The 17,264-nt window shown below is 67.4% G+C and carries 15 protein-coding genes; 2 read left to right on the plus strand and 13 right to left on the minus strand.

The annotated features are described in order from the left end of the window. Positions 1-52: 52 nt before the first annotated feature. The gene (locus AWC03_RS07575; RefSeq protein ID WP_085239897.1) at positions 53-943 is read left to right on the plus strand and encodes a universal stress protein; all 891 of its coding nucleotides are present in this window, start codon (positions 53-55) and stop codon (positions 941-943) included. Here the strand turns inward: AWC03_RS07575 and mhpA are convergent. From mhpA to AWC03_RS07590, 3 genes are read right to left on the minus strand one after another with little or no spacing between them, the layout of a single operon-like run. Further along, a complete protein-coding gene (gene mhpA, locus AWC03_RS07580) occupies positions 835-2,472 on the minus strand; it encodes a bifunctional 3-(3-hydroxy-phenyl)propionate/3-hydroxycinnamic acid hydroxylase MhpA (RefSeq protein ID WP_249025839.1) in 1,638 nt (545 codons plus the stop codon). The genes AWC03_RS07575 and mhpA overlap by 109 nt on opposite strands. Beyond that, positions 2,469-3,419, minus strand: coding sequence for a fumarylacetoacetate hydrolase family protein (locus AWC03_RS07585; protein ID WP_085239899.1), 951 nt, complete (start codon positions 3,417-3,419; stop codon positions 2,469-2,471). Before AWC03_RS07585 ends, mhpA begins: the two co-directional genes overlap by 4 nt. Next, positions 3,416-4,540, minus strand: coding sequence for a VOC family protein (locus AWC03_RS07590; protein ID WP_085239974.1), 1,125 nt, complete (start codon positions 4,538-4,540; stop codon positions 3,416-3,418). Before AWC03_RS07590 ends, AWC03_RS07585 begins: the two co-directional genes overlap by 4 nt. A gap of 97 nt (positions 4,541-4,637) precedes the next feature. On the opposite strand from AWC03_RS07590, the gene AWC03_RS07595 reads away from it, so the two are divergent. Then, complete coding sequence (locus tag AWC03_RS07595) at positions 4,638-5,282, plus strand: TetR/AcrR family transcriptional regulator (RefSeq protein WP_085239900.1); 645 nt, start codon at positions 4,638-4,640, stop codon at positions 5,280-5,282. A gap of 168 nt (positions 5,283-5,450) precedes the next feature. On the opposite strand, the gene AWC03_RS27250 is transcribed toward AWC03_RS07595, so the two are convergent. From AWC03_RS27250 to AWC03_RS07645, 10 genes are all read right to left on the minus strand, one after another. Next, a complete protein-coding gene (locus AWC03_RS27250) occupies positions 5,451-5,864 on the minus strand; it encodes a type II toxin-antitoxin system Phd/YefM family antitoxin (protein ID WP_085239901.1) in 414 nt (137 codons plus the stop codon). 125 nt (positions 5,865-5,989) lie between these two features. Further along, a complete protein-coding gene (locus AWC03_RS07605) occupies positions 5,990-7,540 on the minus strand; it encodes an MlaD family protein (RefSeq protein WP_085239902.1) in 1,551 nt (516 codons plus the stop codon). Next, the gene (locus AWC03_RS07610) at positions 7,534-8,700 is read right to left on the minus strand and encodes a virulence factor Mce family protein (protein ID WP_085239975.1); all 1,167 of its coding nucleotides are present in this window, start codon (positions 8,698-8,700) and stop codon (positions 7,534-7,536) included. The genes AWC03_RS07605 and AWC03_RS07610 overlap by 7 nt, the downstream gene beginning before the upstream one ends. A gap of 32 nt (positions 8,701-8,732) precedes the next feature. Next, the gene (locus tag AWC03_RS07615) at positions 8,733-10,289 is read right to left on the minus strand and encodes a virulence factor Mce family protein (RefSeq protein WP_085239903.1); all 1,557 of its coding nucleotides are present in this window, start codon (positions 10,287-10,289) and stop codon (positions 8,733-8,735) included. Beyond that, complete coding sequence (locus tag AWC03_RS07620; RefSeq protein ID WP_085239904.1) at positions 10,286-11,845, minus strand: virulence factor Mce family protein; 1,560 nt, start codon at positions 11,843-11,845, stop codon at positions 10,286-10,288. Before AWC03_RS07620 ends, AWC03_RS07615 begins: the two co-directional genes overlap by 4 nt. After that, positions 11,842-12,882 (minus strand): virulence factor Mce family protein, encoded by a 1,041-nt coding sequence (locus AWC03_RS07625; RefSeq protein WP_085239905.1) that lies wholly within the window; start codon positions 12,880-12,882, stop codon positions 11,842-11,844. The genes AWC03_RS07620 and AWC03_RS07625 overlap by 4 nt, the downstream gene beginning before the upstream one ends. Continuing rightward, positions 12,879-14,186: an MCE family protein gene (locus AWC03_RS07630; RefSeq protein ID WP_085239906.1), complete on the minus strand. Its 1,308-nt coding sequence runs from the start codon at positions 14,184-14,186 to the stop codon at positions 12,879-12,881. The genes AWC03_RS07625 and AWC03_RS07630 overlap by 4 nt, the downstream gene beginning before the upstream one ends. A gap of 5 nt (positions 14,187-14,191) precedes the next feature. Further along, positions 14,192-15,064 (minus strand): ABC transporter permease, encoded by an 873-nt coding sequence (locus tag AWC03_RS07635; protein WP_085239907.1) that lies wholly within the window; start codon positions 15,062-15,064, stop codon positions 14,192-14,194. Position 15,065: 1 nt separating this feature from the next. Beyond that, on the minus strand, positions 15,066-15,779 hold the full coding sequence (locus AWC03_RS07640; protein WP_369830152.1) for an MlaE family ABC transporter permease: 714 nt from the start codon (positions 15,777-15,779) through the stop codon (positions 15,066-15,068). A gap of 757 nt (positions 15,780-16,536) precedes the next feature. After that, a complete protein-coding gene (locus AWC03_RS07645) occupies positions 16,537-17,208 on the minus strand; it encodes a TetR/AcrR family transcriptional regulator (protein WP_085239909.1) in 672 nt (223 codons plus the stop codon). Between the last annotated feature and the right edge of the window lie 56 nt (positions 17,209-17,264).

Raw genomic sequence — 17,264 nt, forward strand, 5'->3', positions numbered from 1 at the left:
CGACCGACACCCCGGCGGGTTATAGCGTCGCTCATGATGGAGGGAGAACGACATGTCAGCACCTGACCAGCACCGCGGCATCGTTGTCGCGGTCGACGGCTCGCCGGCCTCGGACGCGGCCGCGACCTGGGCCGCCCACGAAGCTTCGATGCGGAAAGTCCCACTCACCGTCGTCCACGCGGTGACGACCCCCACCGCCACCTGGCCGCCGGTCCCATACCCCGACTCTTTGGCGGTGCGGCTGGAAGACGAGGGCAAAAAGGCGATCATGCACGCGATCAAGCTCGCCAAGGAAGTACTTCCGGAGGACGGAACCGTCACGATCAACCGGGAACTCGTGTACTCCAGCCCGGCGCTGACCCTGATCGACATGTCCGACGGGGCAGAGATGATCGTCATGGGCACGGCCGGACGGGGACTGCTGGCCCGGGGCGTTCTCGGTTCGGTGAGTTCGACGGTCGTGCGGCATGCGCATTGCCCGGTCGCGGTGGTTCACGCCGACGGTCCGCCGAGCGTGCAAGACGCGCCGGTACTGGTCGGGGTCGACGGCTCACCGGCTTCTGAGCTCGCGGTCGGGGTCGCGTTCGACGAAGCCTCCCGGCGTGGTGTCGGCCTGACGGCCTTGCACGCCTGGAGCGACATCGCGATCAACGACCTCCCGGAAGCGGATTGGTCGTCCCTGGAAGCCGAAGCGCACCGCAGCCTGGCCGAGAACCTGGCGGGTTGGCAGGAACGCTACCCCGACGTGACGGTGCAACGATTGGTCGTGCGGGACCAACCGGCCCGGCAACTCGCCGAAAAGTCGGAGACCGCACAGCTTCTGGTCGTGGGCAGTCACGGCCGGGGCGGCTTGACCGGTCTGCTGTTGGGGTCGGTCAGCAACGCGGTCCTGCATTCCGTTCGCGTACCGGTGATCGTGGCGCGGCCACCGGCGTCCTCCTGATCCACGCCGGGCGAGACCACCGCCGCCGTCCATGCGCACAGGGCGGCGACGTCGCGTCCGGCGCGCGCCACGGTTCGATCCGGGCGCACCACAGCGCCGTTGGCATGTCCCCGGTGTAGCCATGTCGCCAGTGGGCCGCCGGCTTCGGCGACCAGCACGGCGACGTTGCGCCGCCGCAGCGCCGCCTCGTCGGCGGCACCGGGGCGAGCTGTACTGATCAACGCGAAACCGGTGCCCAGCACGTCGTCCAGCCGTCGACCTTCGCCGAGCGGCGCATTCGGGCACAGCGACCCGCCGAGCCGGCGCGGCGCCAGGGAGGTGCGCACCAGCGCGGAACGGTGCAGCGGCGGCGTGCTCGAGTCGACCACCTTGTCGCGCAGGCCCGGGATGAGCCGCAGCCGCGGCAACAGCGCCCGGCGCGCCGCACTGCCTACCCGGCCACCGCCGGTCATCGCCCAACCGACGCTCAGCGCCAGCCGAATCATGGATCGGGTATGCGGTTTGCGTTCCCGCTCATAGGTTTCCAGAACGCCAGGCGCCAGGGTGCCGTGGTGGACCCCGGCGATCTTCCACGCGAGGTTGGCGGCATCGCGCAACCCCGCCCCCATGCCCTGGCCGATGAACGGGGGAGTGAGGTGTGCCGCGTCGCCGAGGATGAAGACGTTGCCGCGGCGCCAGCGGTCGGCGATCTGCGCGCGGAAGGTGTACTCGGCGACGCGCACCACGGTCAGCTCACCGAGAGGCACCGTGCTGGTCCACGGCCTGATCAATGGCTGCAATCGGTCCAGGGTGCCGAAGTCGTCCGCGGTCTCGCCGTCCAGCAACTGGAATTCCCACCGGTAGCGGGCCGGCCCGATGCGCATGTAGGTCCCCGCGCGAATCGGGTCGCACAACTGGTGAACCCCGTCCCACTGGCCCAGGTCGGCGTCGGTGGCGACGTCGACGACCAGCCAGCGCTGCTGAAAGTTCAAGTCCCGCATGGTCGCACCGATACCGGCGCGCACCAGGCTGTTGGCGCCGTCGCAGCCGAGCACGTAGTCGGTGTCGACCCGGTGGAGTCCGCCGTCGCAGCGGTCGGTGAACGTGACCTGAATACCTGTCCCGCCCGTCACGACGTCGGTGACTTCGGAGTTGCCCCGGAGTTCGGCGTACGGGTGGCGCTCGAGGTTGGTCCGCAGCAGGGTCTCCAGCTCCGGCTGGTCGAACATGTTGGCCGGCGGGAAGCCGTGCACATTGTGCCCGGGGTCGCGGTTGAACTCGGCGAGCGTCCGGAGCCGGTTGTCCACCAACCGCAGACCCAGTGTCGGCCGCGATATCCCGGCGAATTCGTCGGCCAGCCCGAGGCGGGCGATGATGCGATAGATCTCGTCGTCCAGATGCACGGCGCGCGGCTGGGGGTACACGCCGGGCCACCGGTCGAGCACCAGACAGTCCACGCCGTACTGCGCCAGCAGCGTGGCCGCGGTGACGCCGGTCGGTCCGGCGCCGACGATGACGACGGGAACCCGCCGGGTGGGCGGAGTCGTCACGCGAATCGGACTGTGGTGCGCTGCGTTCCGAGGTCGATGGCCCCGTCGTCGGTCGCCACCGAAGCCTCGACGACGTCACCGTCACGCAGGTAGTTGCGGTTGGCGGCCTGGCGCGAGAAGAACATCTTCCATTTCACCGCCGGCGGCAACAGGTTTCCGACGAGCTGCACGGCCTTGGGCGGGGCGCTCAGCGCGGTGCCGGCCGGCGTGCCGGTGAGCACCAGGTCGCCCGGGGCGAGTTCCTGGAACTGGGTGAGCGACTGCAGCGCCTGCAGCGGCCGGTAGAGCATGTCACCCTCGACGAGCGCGTTCTGGCGTTCCTGGCCATTGACACTCAGGCGCAGTCGCAAATCACCGAAGCGCTTCAGCTCGTCGGCGGTGAGCAGGACCAGCGCCGGCCCGACCGGCGTGAAGGTCGGATACGACTTGGCCTCGTAGAACTGCGTTTGCGGGAGCTGGATGTCACGTGCGGAGACGTCGTTGGTGACCACCAAGCCGGCGACGAAATCGCTCAAGTTCGCTTCGGAGATGGCGGTGCCGACCGGGATCCCGCGGCCGATCACCAGGCCGATCTCCACCTCGTAGTCCAGCAGCCGGACATGCGGGGGTTTGACGATGTCGTCGAAAGGCCCGTTGATGGAGGCCGACGCCTTGCGGAAGAAGGTGAGCGGTATCGACGCCGGATCCATGCCCGCGTCTTTGACGTGCGACTCGTAGTTGGTCATCTGGGCGATCACCCGGCACGGCCGGGTCACCGGCGACACCAACTTCAGGGACTCGACGGCAACGGTATCGGTGCTGTGGGCCGCGTTCTCGACGGCGGTGCGGTCGGCCAGCAGCGCGGCGGTGCTGGCCGCGGAGGTGTCGATCTGCACCGCACCCCGGGCGGTTTTGAGCCACCACGCGTGGCCGGTTTCGGAGGCGGAGTGCAGCACGGAAAGGGTCATGAGGTGGGAACTTTCAGTAGGCCGATCAGGCGGTTGACATCGAACTCGTTGTGTGCGCGGAGCCCGGTGATCATCGAAACCAGTTCGCGGCCAGCTGATTTCGGGTCGGTGCCGAGAAAATCCCTGGTCGCCGGCGGTCCCCACTGGGCCAGACCGGACGCGGTGAAGGGCGCCCAGCCGGGGTCCAGCGTGTTGTCGAACAGGTCCCCATCGGCGAAGTGCTCGAACAAGTACCCGTCGGGATCGCGCCAGTAGTCGAAGATCTGACTGCCCTGGACGTGCCTACCGATCCCCCAGGACCGGGAATAGCCTTGGGCGCCAAGGTATTCGCCGCCAGCGGCCAGCGCGTCGAGATCGCTGACCTGATATGCCGAATGGACGTAACGGTTGGCCGGGCCGAGGGCCATCGCCAGGGTGTGGTGGTCGGCCGGTGTCGACCCGCGGTCGCAACGGATGAAACTCATCGTCGGCCCCCGGTCGCGCTGGCCGGGAAAGTACAGGAAGTCGCTGACGATCATGCCCAGGTAGTCCAGGTACCAGTTCAGCGTCTCGATGTACTTGGTCGACTGCAGCACCAGATGGCCCAGGCGCTGGACCTGTGCGGGTGCCCGCGGGGGGCGCTGGCCGGCATTGATGCGCCGCACATCCCGTCCGAAATTGAACTGGTGGACTGGCTGGCCGGGCAGCTCGGGGAGTTCGTGCATGCCGGCGACCACGCGGACCGGCATGCCGCTGGGGTCGACCAACGCGACCGACAGTCCACCGATGGTCTCCGGCAGCGGCTCGACGGGGGCGCCGAAGCTGTCCGCCAACCGAAGCACGTCGGCCTCGTCGCACGCCCGGAAAGCCGCACCGGTGAAGCGTTTTCGCGGGCCGCGGCGCAGGATGACGCACGGCGCGCCTTCCCGGGTTCCCCTCAGCTGCAGTTCGTCCACGCCGCGTTGCGCCGTGTGCAGGCCGAAGGCCCGCGCGAACGTCTCCGCCCGCGCCAGGTCGGGCCGCTCGAACTCCAGCCACGCGATGTCGGCGACTTTGATGACCGGATTGCGGGCCCGGCCGGGGTGCTCGCCGCGCCGCGAACCCCGTTCCCCGTGCGCGTGAGCGCTCTTCGTCAGATGCATGACCACTCCATCGAGTAACTGACGAAATCGTCACATACGAGAGAACGTTCAGTCAAGACCCTGACGGAATCGTCATCACCGATGCATACTGCTGGGGATGAGCGCGATGGCAGAGCCGCCCAACCGGCTGGAGCGGCGCAAGTGGCGGACCCGGGCGGCGCTGGTCAAGGCGGCGCAGCGGCTGATCGCCGAGGGCAAGGTCAATGTGCCCGTCCTCGAGATCACCCAGGCTGCCGACGTCGGGATGGGTTCCTTCTACAACCACTTCGACAGCAAGGAGCAGCTGTTCGAGGCCGCCGTCGCCGACGTGCTCGACGCCTACGGGTCGATGCTGGACCGGCTCACCGCGTCCATCGAGGACCCGGCCGAGACTTTCGCCACGAGTTTCCGGCTGACCGGTCGGTTGTTTCGCCGTCGACCCCAAGAGAGCCGGATTCTGTTGGCCAACGGGCTGGAGCTGTTGTCGTCGCAACGGGGCCTGGCGCCCCGGGCCCTCCGCGATATCCGGGCCGGGGTGGCCGCCGGGCGGTTCGACGTCGAGGATCCCGAGTTGGCCCTTGCCATGGCCGGCGGCGCGCTGCTCGGCCTGGGCGCTCTGCTGCGTGACGATCCCGATCGCGACGACGCGCGCGCGGCGGACCTCGTCACCGAGAACGTGCTGCGGCTGTTCGGCCTCAGCGCCGCCGACGCGCGGGCGATCTGCCGACGCCCGCTGCCCGACGACGGACTCGACGGGGATTAGCGGGCGAGGGCACGCACCGAGAATGCGACGTTGTCCGCTCGGCGCTGCGTCGCGGTCTCGCCCTCATGGAAGCCCGTCGTAGCCCGTCGCGGTCACAGGCGGCGGAACGAGGTTGCCGCGGCGAAGCTTCCGCGCGGAGGAGGGGAGGTCCGGAGCCGGGCGCCGTACCTAGGCGACCGACACGATGCGGGCGACCAACTTGCCGCCGCGGATGACCTCGATCGTCTGTCCGGCCGCGACCTCGTCGAAGTATCGGCCCGCGCGCTTGCGTAGCTCGTCGAGTTCGATCCCGCCGCCTGCACCGGCCGGGGCCGCGGCGCGCTCCGCGTCGCCGGCGGGCACGATCTGTGCCAGTAATCGACCGCCGCGAACCACACTGAGGGTTTCCCCTGCCGCGACCCGGTCGAAGCACCGCCCGGCCCGTGTTCGCAGTTCGTCGAGGCCGACCCAACCGCCGGCGTCCGACGCCGCGGGTTCGACCGATCGCGCGGGGATCGGGGCGACCCGCCAATCACCGACGGGCACGATCCGGGCCACCAGTTTGCCGCGCCGGACGACGTCGATGGTCTCGCCGGTCGCCACGCGCTCGAGATACCTGCACGCGTCGCTCCGAAGTTGGCCCAGGCCAATGGTTTCGCGCGTCTCGCGGCGGGCGCGGTGTCCACCGACGGGCCGCGGGGATGTCGAACCGACGGAGCCGGCTCGAGTCAGCCGCGCGGTGCCAGCATGTCCTTCCATCCGTCGTCTCCTGTCTTACTCGAATTCTCAACCGCATACTTGACGCCGTCGGGCCCCACCAGTTCACCGCTCTGGGGAAGGTAGACGGCCGGGGGAGGGCCGCCGGGTGTGTAGACGCACGGGTTGGGTTGCTGCCCATTGCATTCCACGGTGCCCGATCCCGGCCGCTGCAGTGCATCGCTGACGGGGGGCGGTGTGCCCGCCACCCGGTCGGAGGGCGCCGGGTTGAGGCCGTTGTCAACCGACGGCGCGGGGATGACCTGACCCGGCTTCACCGGCTGGTCGCAGCGCGCGGCGGGTGCCGGGCAGGTCAGGATCTGGTTGGGGTCGCCGTACCAGGGGTTGGTGCCCAGTGGTACATACGGTTTGGGGTCGCGGCACTCTCGCGGTGTCGCGGCGCGTTTACCGGGGACGTCCACACAGGGCAGATTGCGCGCACCGCGCACGGCGTTGGCGGGAGTGTCCTGCGGGATCCTGCAATAGGTTCCGGACGGCATCGGCGCCAGGCTGGTGTCAGCGGGGGACCGCCACTGATCTGCCGGGAGAAAGCCGGTCAGGCAGGGCGGGGGCTGGTTGATCGTCAGCGAGGTGCCGAGCGACGCGTAGCCCGGGAAAGCCGACGTGACCGTCTGGCCTTCCGAGGCGCCCTGCGGATAGGCCACCAGCAGTTGCTCGACGCCCTTGTGGTAGCGCTTGAGCATCTCCAGCACGATCTCGAGATTCGCCAGTGTCTGCGGCAGCGACTCGCGGACGTCGCCGAACACCTCGTTGATCTGGTCGGCGGTCGGCGCCCCTTGGGTGAGGATGCTTCGCACGTGCTGGTCGCTTTCCGCGCTCTGCGCGGCCAGGATGCTCAGGTTGTGCGACCAGCGCTCGATCGAGTCGGCGGAGTCGACCTGGCTGTCGAGGATCGGCCCGGAATTCTGGATGATGTCGTTGACGTCGGCGATGTTGGTCTTGAAGTCGCCGGCGATGGCCTGGGTGGCGTCGACCAGCCGCTGCAGCGCGGGCCCCAATCCGCCGACCGCTTGGGCGGTTTCGTCGAGCAGCGAGGCGATCTTGTCCTTGGGTAGCACCGCGAGGCCGCGGTTGGCGGCGTCGAGCGCCGGCCCGATCTCGGTGGGCACCGTGCCCTTGGTGATGGTCTGTCCCGGCGAGAAGTACTGGCCGGGGTTGCCCGCCGACACCAGATCCAGATACTGCTCGCCGACCGCCGACACCGAATGCACGTTCGCCGACGCGTCGATCGGGATCTTGTAGCGGTCGGCGATGCTCATCGTGGCTCGCGCGCCGGTCATGGTCGGCTCGACGGCGGTGACCGTGCCGATGGTTTCCCCGCGATAGGTCACGTTGGAGGTCTTGTAGAGACCGCCCGACGCGGGCAGGTCCGCCTTCAGGGTGTACTGGCCGATCCCCGCGGCGCTGGGGATCTGCAAGTAATACCAGCCCAGCGCAACGGCCGTGATCGCGGTCAGGACGGCGAACATGACCAGTTGGCGCTTGATGAAGCGGGTCAGCATTGCCTGTCCGCCCTTTCGACCAGCGGCCCACCCGGGGCGTCGTTCGGGTTCGGCGTGTACCGGACGTCGGGGATCATCGTTTCGGGGTCGCGGCCCCACGATTGCTCGAGTGCGCGCAGCGCTCCGGAGAACCCGGTCCCGGTCAGGACCGCGTTGTCGACGGCGCTCATGGTCAGGTCCAGCGTGAGCGACAGGTTGAAGTAGTCGCCGCGGAACGCCTTGGGCACGGCGTCGATGTCGAACGGCCGGACGAGGATCAGCTTGAGTGCGCGAATGAGATACGGCGCCGCACGGCCGAGTTCCCGCAACGGGCACTGCAGCGACAACAGGTCCTGGTGTATGTCGCCGCGCGAGGGGGACAGGTACTGGTCGGCGAGCTGGCTGAGCCGCCCGGTCGCGTCGACCGCGTCGATCAGAAGGTTCTGCTTGTCGGCGAAATGCTTGAGTAGCGGCGGGAATTCGGTGAGGACACGATCCAGGACGTCCGACCGGGGACCCACGTACGCCAGCAGTCGGTTGGTGGAATCGATGGCCCGGGTGATGTCGGCGCGTTGCTCGTCGAGTCGGGCGGTGAAGGTGTCGAGCTTGTTCAGGAAGGCGCGGATCTGCTCGGCCCGACCGTTCACGATGTTGTAGACCTCGTTCTGCAGCACTTCGAGGTTCGGGACGCCGCCGCCGTGCAGCACGATGGCAAGGCTTGCCAGCGTCTGCTCGGTCGTGGGGTACGTGGACGAATTCTTCAGCGGGATGGTGTCGCCGTCCCTGAGTGGTTCGGGGGACGGGTTGGGCGGTGCGGCCAACTCCACATGCTGAGAACCCAGGAGGCTGGTCTGCCCGATTTTGGCGGTCGCGTTCTTGGGCAGCTTGACTTCCTTGCCCAGACGTAGCGTCAGTGTCGCGACCCAGTTCTTCAGCTCGATCGCGCGCACCGTGCCGACGAAGACGTCGGCCACCCGCACCCGGCTGTTGTCGTTGAGGGCCAGGGTGTCGGGCATCTGCACATAGACGGTGTAGGAGCCGGGCCCCGAACCCGGGCCGCCGGGCATCGGCACGTTCGCGATTCCGTGCCACTTCGCGCACGACGTCAGCACCGTCGCGGCCGTCACCAGAGCCAGCCCCTTCCAGGCGCTGCGCCGTGTGCGAGAACCGCACGCGCGCAGCGTTTTCCGGATTGCACTGCTTCGCGCGTGGCTCACGATCCCGCTCCCGTCGACGCGGCTGCCGGTGTGGGCGCGGCCGGGCCCGGGACCACACCCGGTGCCGGCGGCGGTGGCGGGATCGGCACCTGCGGGGCCTGCAGGCCGATGGGCGGCAGCACCGGGTTCTCGTCGTAGGCGTTCGGCGGCCCCGGCGGTGTCTGCAGCCCCGACGACGGCGGCGGGATGTCCGGACCGCCCATCAGTTCGGCCAGCGACGCGGGGGTGAGCAGGCCCCCGGTGGCCGGTCCGACCTGTGTACCCTGCATGCCCGGCGCGACAACCCAGCCCGGCTGGGTGTTGCGGTGCGACAACGGTGTATCGGGCACCCAGATCCCGGGCACGGTGGTGTCCTTGTACCCGTTCGGCGGCTGCAGCCGGGGTTCGGAGTAGGCGACCTCCTTGGGCAGCGCCTCGGCGGTGCTGAACAGATTCAGTCCGAACGGCAGGTAGTTGAACTTGATGGCATCGAGGATGGGCGCCAGGTATTGCGCACACAGTTCGGCGGAATCCTGATACCCCAGCCGGCTGCCGGCCTGAATCATGCTGCACACGAACTGCATCGGGTTCGCGAAGTTGGGGATCGCCGGGATGGACATGACCGCGCCGTGCGAAGGGTGATAGATCTGGCTGAGGTTGGTCTCCAGCGTCGGCAGGACGTGCAGGGCCGTCTCCAACCCGTTCAGCGGATCGGGCTGGACCAGCGTGGTGGTGAGAGTGGACAGGTTGTCCACGTCGTGTGCGAGCACCGCGCGGTTCTTGGCCAGGAATGGGCGCAGGGTGGACAGCAGGCTGTCGAACTGCCGGAGCGCGTTGGTGAGGTCGCGGTCGGAACCGGTCAACTTGTCGGTGAATTGGGCCAGGTTCTTGTTCAGCGCGACGAACTGCTGGTCGTCTTTGTGCAGGGCGTTGACGAACTGGGCCAGGCTGCGCACCACCGCGAAGAAGTCGCCGCGGCCCTCGTTCAGCGCGGTCAACGACCGCGACAGGCTGTTCAGCGTGGTGTTGATCTGCTTGCCCTTGCCGGCCAGCCCGTCCGCGAACGACTCGATGGCCTCACCGAACGGACCCTTGGGCTGCTCGGGCGTCGGGCCGAGTTTGGAGATGATGTTGGCGACGCTCTCGCGCAGTTCGTCCCACTCCGTCGGGACCTGGGTGCGCTCGATGGGGATCACCGCGTGATTGCCCATCACCGGGCCACCCTTGTAGGGCGGCTCCAGCTGGATGCTGCGCGACGCCACCAGAGTGGGGTTGACGATCACGGCGGACGCGTTGGCGGGCACCTTGTACTTGTTCTCGTAGTGAAACGTCACCTTCATCTTGTCGCCGGCCGGTTCGATCTTGTCGACCGCGCCGACCCGAACGCCCATGATCTGGACCTTGTCCCCGGAATAGAGCGCGTTCGCGGCCGGTAGGTAAGCGACCACGGTGTTGGTGGTCAACCTCTGGTAGAGCCGCCAGCCGACGAATCCGGCGACCAGGGCCAGCAGAACCACCAGCGCTCCGACGACCGTTCGGGGCCGCAGATGGCGGATGGGGAAGACGCTGCTCAATTCTGGCTACCTCCCGTGATGCCGCTGCCTCCCGTGCCGCCGGGGTTGATCAACGGTGCGGGCAACTGCTGCCCGGGTCCCGGCGGCGCCGGCGGCCCCGGCGGCAGCCCGGGCGCAAACGTCGACGGCGGCGGGGTGGGGCCTGCGGGTTGCAGGTTCTCGGTGCGCGCGCCCGGCGGCGCCTGGGCGGGCAGCGGCACCGGTGTGCCCGGGACGTTCGGCGGCAGGTCGCCCGGCCGGCCGGCGATCGGGATCCCCGGGGTGGGTGGCAGCCCGTCCGGGTTCGGCGGCGAGGTCGCGACGTCGATCGGTGCGGGGAGGCTGCCGCCGAACGGGCCGACGTCCACGCCCGCGCAGGGCAGCGGATTTCCCGGCCGCGGCAGCGCGTCGGCCGGCGGGGTGTACGAGCACGCCGTTCCGGGCGGGACGGCCGGTCCCGGGTGCTCCGGGGTGCCTTCCAGCACCGGAGGCGCGGGCGGCGGTGCCCCGTTGGGGAATCGGGTGCCGTTGGGATCGGGCCAGCGGAACGTGGGGAGCCCGGCGCTGCGCCAGAAGTCCTCCGGGTCGATCCCGCGCTTCTTGAAGGCGGCGTCGACGAAGGGCTGCAAGATCCAATACGGCAGCAGGTTGGACAAGACGATCTTGAAGTACGGTCCCGACGCGACGGATTCGCCGAGCGATGCGGCGAATTGGCTGACGTACGTGAGGGTCTGAGCCAGGTCGTCCTTGCGCGCCACCAGCACGTCGCTGATCGCCCGCAACTGCTCCAGGACGGGATTGAGGTTCGGGTTGTCGTTGATGAACCCCTGCACCTCAGCAGAGAACGAGGAAATGTTCTGCAGCAGGGCGCCGATCGCGCGGCCGCGTTCGTTGAACGCGACCAGCAGCGTCTTCGTGTTGACCAACAATCGGTTGATCTGTTCGCTACGGTCACCGAGCACACTGGCCACCTGGTGGGCCTGAGCGAGCAGGTGCTTGATCTCCTCGTCGCGTTTTCCGATGCTGTCGGAGAATCTCGTCAGCCCGTCGAGTGCGGAACTCAGGTGCGGGTAGGTCTGATTGATGGTCTGCGACAGAACATTCAGCGACTGCTTCACGGTGTCGATGTCCCAGCCGGTGGCGGCCTTGGTGACATCGAACGCGGCGTCGTAGAGCTGATAGGGGGTGGTGCTCTGCCCCAGCGGCAACACGGCCCCCGGCCGCAACGTCTGCGCGCCCCGCGGCTCGATCTCGAGCACCTTCTTGCCCAGGATGGTGTCGGTCTTGATCGCGAGCCGGCTCTCGCTGCCAATGGTGTTGGCGCCGATGTTGAATTTGATCCGGACGTGGTCGCCGTCGATTTCAAACCCCTCCACCTTGCCGACATTCACGCCGGAGATGCGCACCTTGTCGCCCTTGTTGAGTTGACCGGTGTCGGTGAACTGCCCGTAGTAGCTCGGGCTGGCGAACATCATCGGGATGCTGGTGAAGCTTTGGCCGACGGCGACCACGAGCACCAGCACGGTGATGCCCATCAGCCCGACCCGATTGCGGTTGAATTCCGTCAGCGTTCTCATTGCGGCGTGCACCTGCCGGTGGGCTGCTGCCAGAGCCGGACAGTGCGGACCGGCCCGCCGGGTTGCAGCCCGTTCCACTTGATCGTGAGGTCGCAGACGTAGAAGTTGACCCAGTCTCCGTAGAGGCCGATGCTGCGCCCGATCAGGTTGAGCGCGGTCGGGGTCTTGTGGATCAGGTCGCCGAGCTGATCACGTTGGTCGACGAGCGGTTGCTGAAGAGCCTGCAGGTAGTTGATCGCCTTGTGCAGCAGGGTGCGGTTGTCCGCGAGGAGGTCGGCCACCGTTCCGGCGGCGTTGCTGATGTTCGCGGTGCCGGCGGCCAGCGGGTCGGCGTGGTTTTGCAGCCCGGTGATCAGTCTCTCGAAGTTGTCGACGGTCTGGTCGAACTCCTTGCGATGCCGAACGGTGGTGTCCAGCACGGTGTTCAGGTTCTTGATCACCTCGCCGATCGCCTGATCGCGTTCGGCGATGTGCGCGGTCAGCTGCGCGGTCTGATCGAGGATGTCGTTGATGGTGCCGCCCTGACCCTGAAACACGGTGATGATGGCCGACGCGATGGTGTTGACCTTTTCCGGATCGAGCGCCCGGAACAGTGGCTTGAACCCACCGATCAGGGCGTCGAGATCCAGCGCCGGTGACGTCCGGGACAGCGGGATGGAGCCGCCCGGCGGCAGGATCCGGTCGGCGCCCTCGCCCTCGCCGCGCTTGAGCTCCAGGTAGCGGTCGGCGAACAGGTTGAGGTAGCGGATCTGCGCGGTCGTCGACTGGTAGAGCGGTATGGAGCGGTCGACATCGAAGTCGACCAGAACCCGCTGGCCGCGTTCGATCAGCCGTACCGCTTTCACCTTGCCGATCTCCACTCCGGCGGCGCGGACGAACTGCCCGTTCTTGAGTCCGGTGGCGTTCCGGAACTCCGCGGTATAGCTGTTGGTGCTGTTGAAGCGCATCTGAGCGAACACCACGACGATCGACACGGTGATCAGCAGCAGCACCAGCGAGACGATGCCGAGCTTGATAGCGGAGCCGGTGATTTTCATGGGTTGATCGTGTTGTCCCCGACTTGGCGGCCCCATACGTATTCGATTGCGTACGGAGAGCCGGTCTCCAGGTGGTTGTACGGGGCGAGGCTGGCGCCGGTGTCCACCACCAGACTCGGCGCAGGCCACAGGTCATGGCTGATGGCCTGCCAGCAGCCCGGCGCACCCCCCGGGCCGCCGTGCGCGTTCACCCGCGGCAGATTATCCGGATAGACAAAGGGATTCGGCGCGCCGCCGACCAACCCGGCCAGACCCAGGAGTCCCATCGTGGCCGCGGTGCCGGCTAACCCCGGGAGCGTGAGGATGCCGCCCAACCCCGATGTCAGTTCGGTCATGGTTCTCAGCGCGTAGCCGTTACCGCCGCCCGTCGTCGCATAGGCTGCGGGTTCTTCGTCGTAGTAGTTCTTGATGGTGCAATAGATCTCGGGACTGTAGGTGTCGAGCAGTCCGGCGGTGGGGACCAGGTCCGCCGCCCCCCGCTGCAGGTAGGGACCGCCGCGGGCGAAGATGTCTGCGCCGGTGTTACCCAAGCCGGCCGCGGCCAACAACGCGGCGTCCAGGTCGTTTTCCTGCGCACGCACCGTGCGCGCGGTGACCACCGCGTTGTTGAGGGCGTTCAGCAGATCGGGGGCGGCGTTGGCGTAGACGTCGCCCAGCGCCCCCAGCTGCTGAATGTCGTGCCGGATCTGCGGCATCTGCGGATTGACGTCGTCGAGGATGGCGTTGGCGTTGACGATCGACTGCCCGAACTTGTCGCCCAACCCGGTCAATGCCTGCGCGGCCGCGGCCAGCGTCAGATTCAACTTGACCGGATCGATCTTCGCCGTGACGGCGGTGAGCGTCTCGAACAGCGTATTGAACTCCGTTGTCACCGTCCTCGCATCGATCACGTGCTCCGGTGTGATGGGTTGGGCTGCGGGCTTTTTGGGCGAGGTCAACGACACGTACTTGTTGCCGAACAGCGTGGTCGCCCTGATGTTGGCGTCGACGTTGGCCGGAATCAGCTCGATCCACTTCGGATTCACGGTCAAGACGAACTTGGCCGCCGGTGTTCCGTCACGCTCGATCTCCGAAATGCTGGCCACCCGGCCGACTTCCACGCCGTTATAGGTGACCTTCGAGCCCGGATCCATCACCAAACCGGCCCGGGGAGCCAACATCGTCAAGCGTGTCGTCGGCGAGAGCTGGCCGCGAAACTGCAGCCACACGAAGCCCAGCACCACCGCGGCGACTACCAAGAAGGCCAGCGCCGCCGTCCTGTACGGCGGTATGCGTTGCGGGTTGAGCTTCGCCGGGGTAGTCATGGCGGCTAGACGGTGAGGTTGAAGTTCGGGGTTTTGCCGTACACCGCCATCGCGGTCAGAACGACCACCACGACGATCGTGATCAACGACAGCCGCATCGACCGGCCCACCGCTTCGCCGACGCCCACCGGCCCGCCGGTGGCGGTGTAGCCGTAGTAGCAGTGGGTGGTCATGACGACCACGGCAACCAGGATGACCTCGGCGAACGACCAGGCCACGTCGTTGAGGCGCAGGAATGTGTGGAAGTAGTGGTTGTACGTGCCGATGGACTGCCCGTACAGCAAAACCGTGGTGACCTGCTGCGACAGGAAGGCCATGGTCATCGCCAACCCGTAGAGCGGGATGATCACGATCAGCCCGGCCACGACCCGAGTGGACGCCAGGAAGGGGACCGACCGGATACTCATCACCTCGAGCGCGTCGATCTCCTCGCTGATCCGCATGGCGCCCAACTCGGCGGTCGCGCCGGCGCCGACGGTGGCGGCCAGGGCCTGGCCGGCGGCCACCGGCGCCACGAACCGCACGTTGACCAATGCCGCCAAGAATCCGGTGAATGCCTCGACACCGATGTTGCCCAGCGTCGCGTAGCCCTGAATCGCGACCAGTGAGCCCGCGGACAGGGTGATGAAGCCGACGATGGCGGCGGTGCCGCCGACGACCGCCATCGCGCCGGTGCCCATTCCCATCTGGGCCACCATGCGCAGCAGCTCCTTGCGGTAGCGGTGCACGGCGAACGGGATCTGCCCGATTGCGCTCAGGGCGAACCAGACCATCTGCCCGATTTCCACCAGTACCCGGTCGGGAGCTTCCCCGTAGCGGGTGAGGGCGGCCCGCGGAAAGTGCAGGTGCCGGGCGGGAACCCCGGTGGCCGCGGTCATGTCAGCGCCCCGTTCCGAACCGGACGCCGATGGTGGTCAGCGCCGCGTTCACCGCGAACAGCGCGATGAAGCACAGCACGACCGTCTCGTTGACGGCGGTGCCCAAACCCTTGGACCCGCCGCGAACGATGAGCCCGCGGTAACAGCCGACCAGGCCGGCGATCAGCCCGAACGTCGCCGCCTTGACAAACGCGATCACCACCTCGGGCAGGCCGGTGAGCGCCGTGAGTGTGGACAGGTAGGCACCGCTCGAGACGTTCTGCAGGTACACGCTGAACAGGTAGCCGCCCCCCAGGCCGACGGCGACCACGAGACCGTTGAGCAGCACCGCGACGAGAGTTGAGGCGACGACGCGCGGCACCACCAGCCGGTGGATCGGGTCGATGCCGAGCACCTCCAGCGCATCGATCTCCTCGCGGATGGTTCGCGCCCCGAGGTCGGCGCAGATGGCGGTGCCGCCCGCGCCGGCGACCACCAGGACCGTCACGATCGGGCCGAGCTGGGTGACCGCGCCGATCGCGGCACCGGCGCCCGAGACGTCGGCGGCGCCGATCTCGGCCAGCAGGAGGTTGAGCGTGAAGATGAGGAGCACGGTTTCCGGGATGGAGACCGCGATGGTGGGCAGCAGCGACACCCGCATGAGAAACCAGCCATTCCAGATGAACTCGCGCCACTCGAACGGCTGCCTGAGCGCTTTGCCGGTCAGCACGCACATCCGGAAGAACCCGCCGGCCACTTCCGTGCCCGGTCGAATCCGCTGGCCAATTTTGCTGGCGGTCAGGTGTGAGGTGGTCATCCGCGCCGCCCCTGCGTCGACCGCGCGATCAGTCGCGAGGTGCACACTGCGCGGTCAAGCGGGCCGCGCGCGGGCGCGGGACGAAGTGCGTGAGCGTGATCGTGATGCCGCGTCGCAGGCAGATCGACCGGGCGATGACGCACCGAAAAGCTGTGCAGCACAGAATATTCCGTATAATGAGTGACGGAAGCGTGCCGCGAAATCGTGCTCTCTGAGCATCGCCGCAACGCCGTTCCATGTTTTCCGCGGCTGGCCACATCACCTTGCTTCCGACGCCGGTCGATCAGGTGATTCCCCCGACCGGCACCTCGGGACCGTGCTCTCAGCTCCATACCGCCCTCGTTTGCGCCACCGAGTCACTATTGCATCAGACCGTACGGTCAGTCAACAACTGCCACACTAGCCGAAATTGCACCACAAAACGGTGCGAACAACGTCTCGGATCGAAATCGCGTTGTTCGGGCAGTTACCAGGTTCTTTGGGCTTCATACAGGTTTTGGCATGCGCTACCCGCCGGGCAGACAGAGGAGATGGGAAGCCCCTAATACCGACCGCCCGTACGGCGACGGTGACCGCGCTTCGGAGCTCGCTCACGCTGCGGCAAGGACGGCCGAGGAAATCACGCGGGAAGCTGGTTCGCGCCGGTTATCCACCAGCACAAGGCATTACAGGTCGGTCAATCAGCAGAATTCGTGACCGCGGCCAGGCATTCGCGCACGACGGAGACGATGTCGGCGGAGGGATTCGCCCACTTGCCTAGTGTCAGTCGGTCCAGAAGCAGCCCGCCGAGGAAGACGTCGACGAACGCGGCGCCGACCTGTTCGGGCGTCCGGGAACCGGCGGGATCGAACCAGACCCACATCCACTGCAGCGATCCCCACAGCTGCAGAGCCGCCAGGTCGACGTCGACGCTTCGGAACAGGCCGCTCTCTATTCCGGTGCGGATCTCGTCGACGACCAAGGCCTGCAACTGATCCCGTAGCTTGCGCACCTGCTGCATGGCGGGGTCATCGAACAGTTGAACCACTTCGCGCTGGCTGGCCACCGTCGCGTCGCGGGCGACCACTTGGAGCAGCGCGGAAGCGTAGATGATTGCGGCGATGCGTTCGTGCGGCGCGGCCAGGCGGGCCCACGCTATCTGCAGCGCATCGAGTTGGCGCGCAAGGTGGGTCTCTTCGAGCTCGCGCAACATCTGTGCTTTGGTCCCGAAGTGATGAACGATGGTGCCCTTCGACATGCCGAGCTCGTCGGCAATGTCGCCCATATTCGTTCTGTCGTAGCCGCGTTCGGCAACGTAACGGACAAACGCGTCGAAGATCTCGCCGCGTCTGCCAGGCGATCGGGGCATCTTCCACCTTCGGCTCAAACTAACCGTACGAACGGTCTATCATAAGTTTCGCGATG

Origin of the sequence: Mycobacterium europaeum, from assembly GCF_002102155.1 — a bacterium.
Classification (GTDB): domain Bacteria; phylum Actinomycetota; class Actinomycetes; order Mycobacteriales; family Mycobacteriaceae; genus Mycobacterium; species Mycobacterium europaeum.

Excerpts from the sequence above, each read along its gene's own strand:
- AWC03_RS07575 (WP_085239897.1), top strand. The coding sequence starts at position 53 with ATGTCAGCACCTGACCAGCACCGCGGCATCGTTGTCGCGGTCGACGGC.
- AWC03_RS07585 (WP_085239899.1), bottom strand. The coding sequence starts at position 3,419 with ATGACCCTTTCCGTGCTGCACTCCGCCTCCGAAACCGGCCACGCGTGG.
- AWC03_RS07590 (WP_085239974.1), bottom strand. The coding sequence starts at position 4,540 with ATGCATCTGACGAAGAGCGCTCACGCGCACGGGGAACGGGGTTCGCGG.
- AWC03_RS07595 (WP_085239900.1), top strand. The coding sequence starts at position 4,638 with ATGAGCGCGATGGCAGAGCCGCCCAACCGGCTGGAGCGGCGCAAGTGG.
- AWC03_RS07605 (WP_085239902.1), bottom strand. The coding sequence starts at position 7,540 with ATGCTGACCCGCTTCATCAAGCGCCAACTGGTCATGTTCGCCGTCCTG.
- AWC03_RS07620 (WP_085239904.1), bottom strand. The coding sequence starts at position 11,845 with ATGAGAACGCTGACGGAATTCAACCGCAATCGGGTCGGGCTGATGGGC.
- AWC03_RS07625 (WP_085239905.1), bottom strand. The coding sequence starts at position 12,882 with ATGAAAATCACCGGCTCCGCTATCAAGCTCGGCATCGTCTCGCTGGTG.
- AWC03_RS07630 (WP_085239906.1), bottom strand. The coding sequence starts at position 14,186 with ATGACTACCCCGGCGAAGCTCAACCCGCAACGCATACCGCCGTACAGG.
- AWC03_RS07635 (WP_085239907.1), bottom strand. The coding sequence starts at position 15,064 with ATGACCGCGGCCACCGGGGTTCCCGCCCGGCACCTGCACTTTCCGCGG.
- AWC03_RS07640 (WP_369830152.1), bottom strand. The coding sequence starts at position 15,779 with ATGTGCGTGCTGACCGGCAAAGCGCTCAGGCAGCCGTTCGAGTGGCGC.
- AWC03_RS07645 (WP_085239909.1), bottom strand. The coding sequence starts at position 17,208 with ATGCCCCGATCGCCTGGCAGACGCGGCGAGATCTTCGACGCGTTTGTC.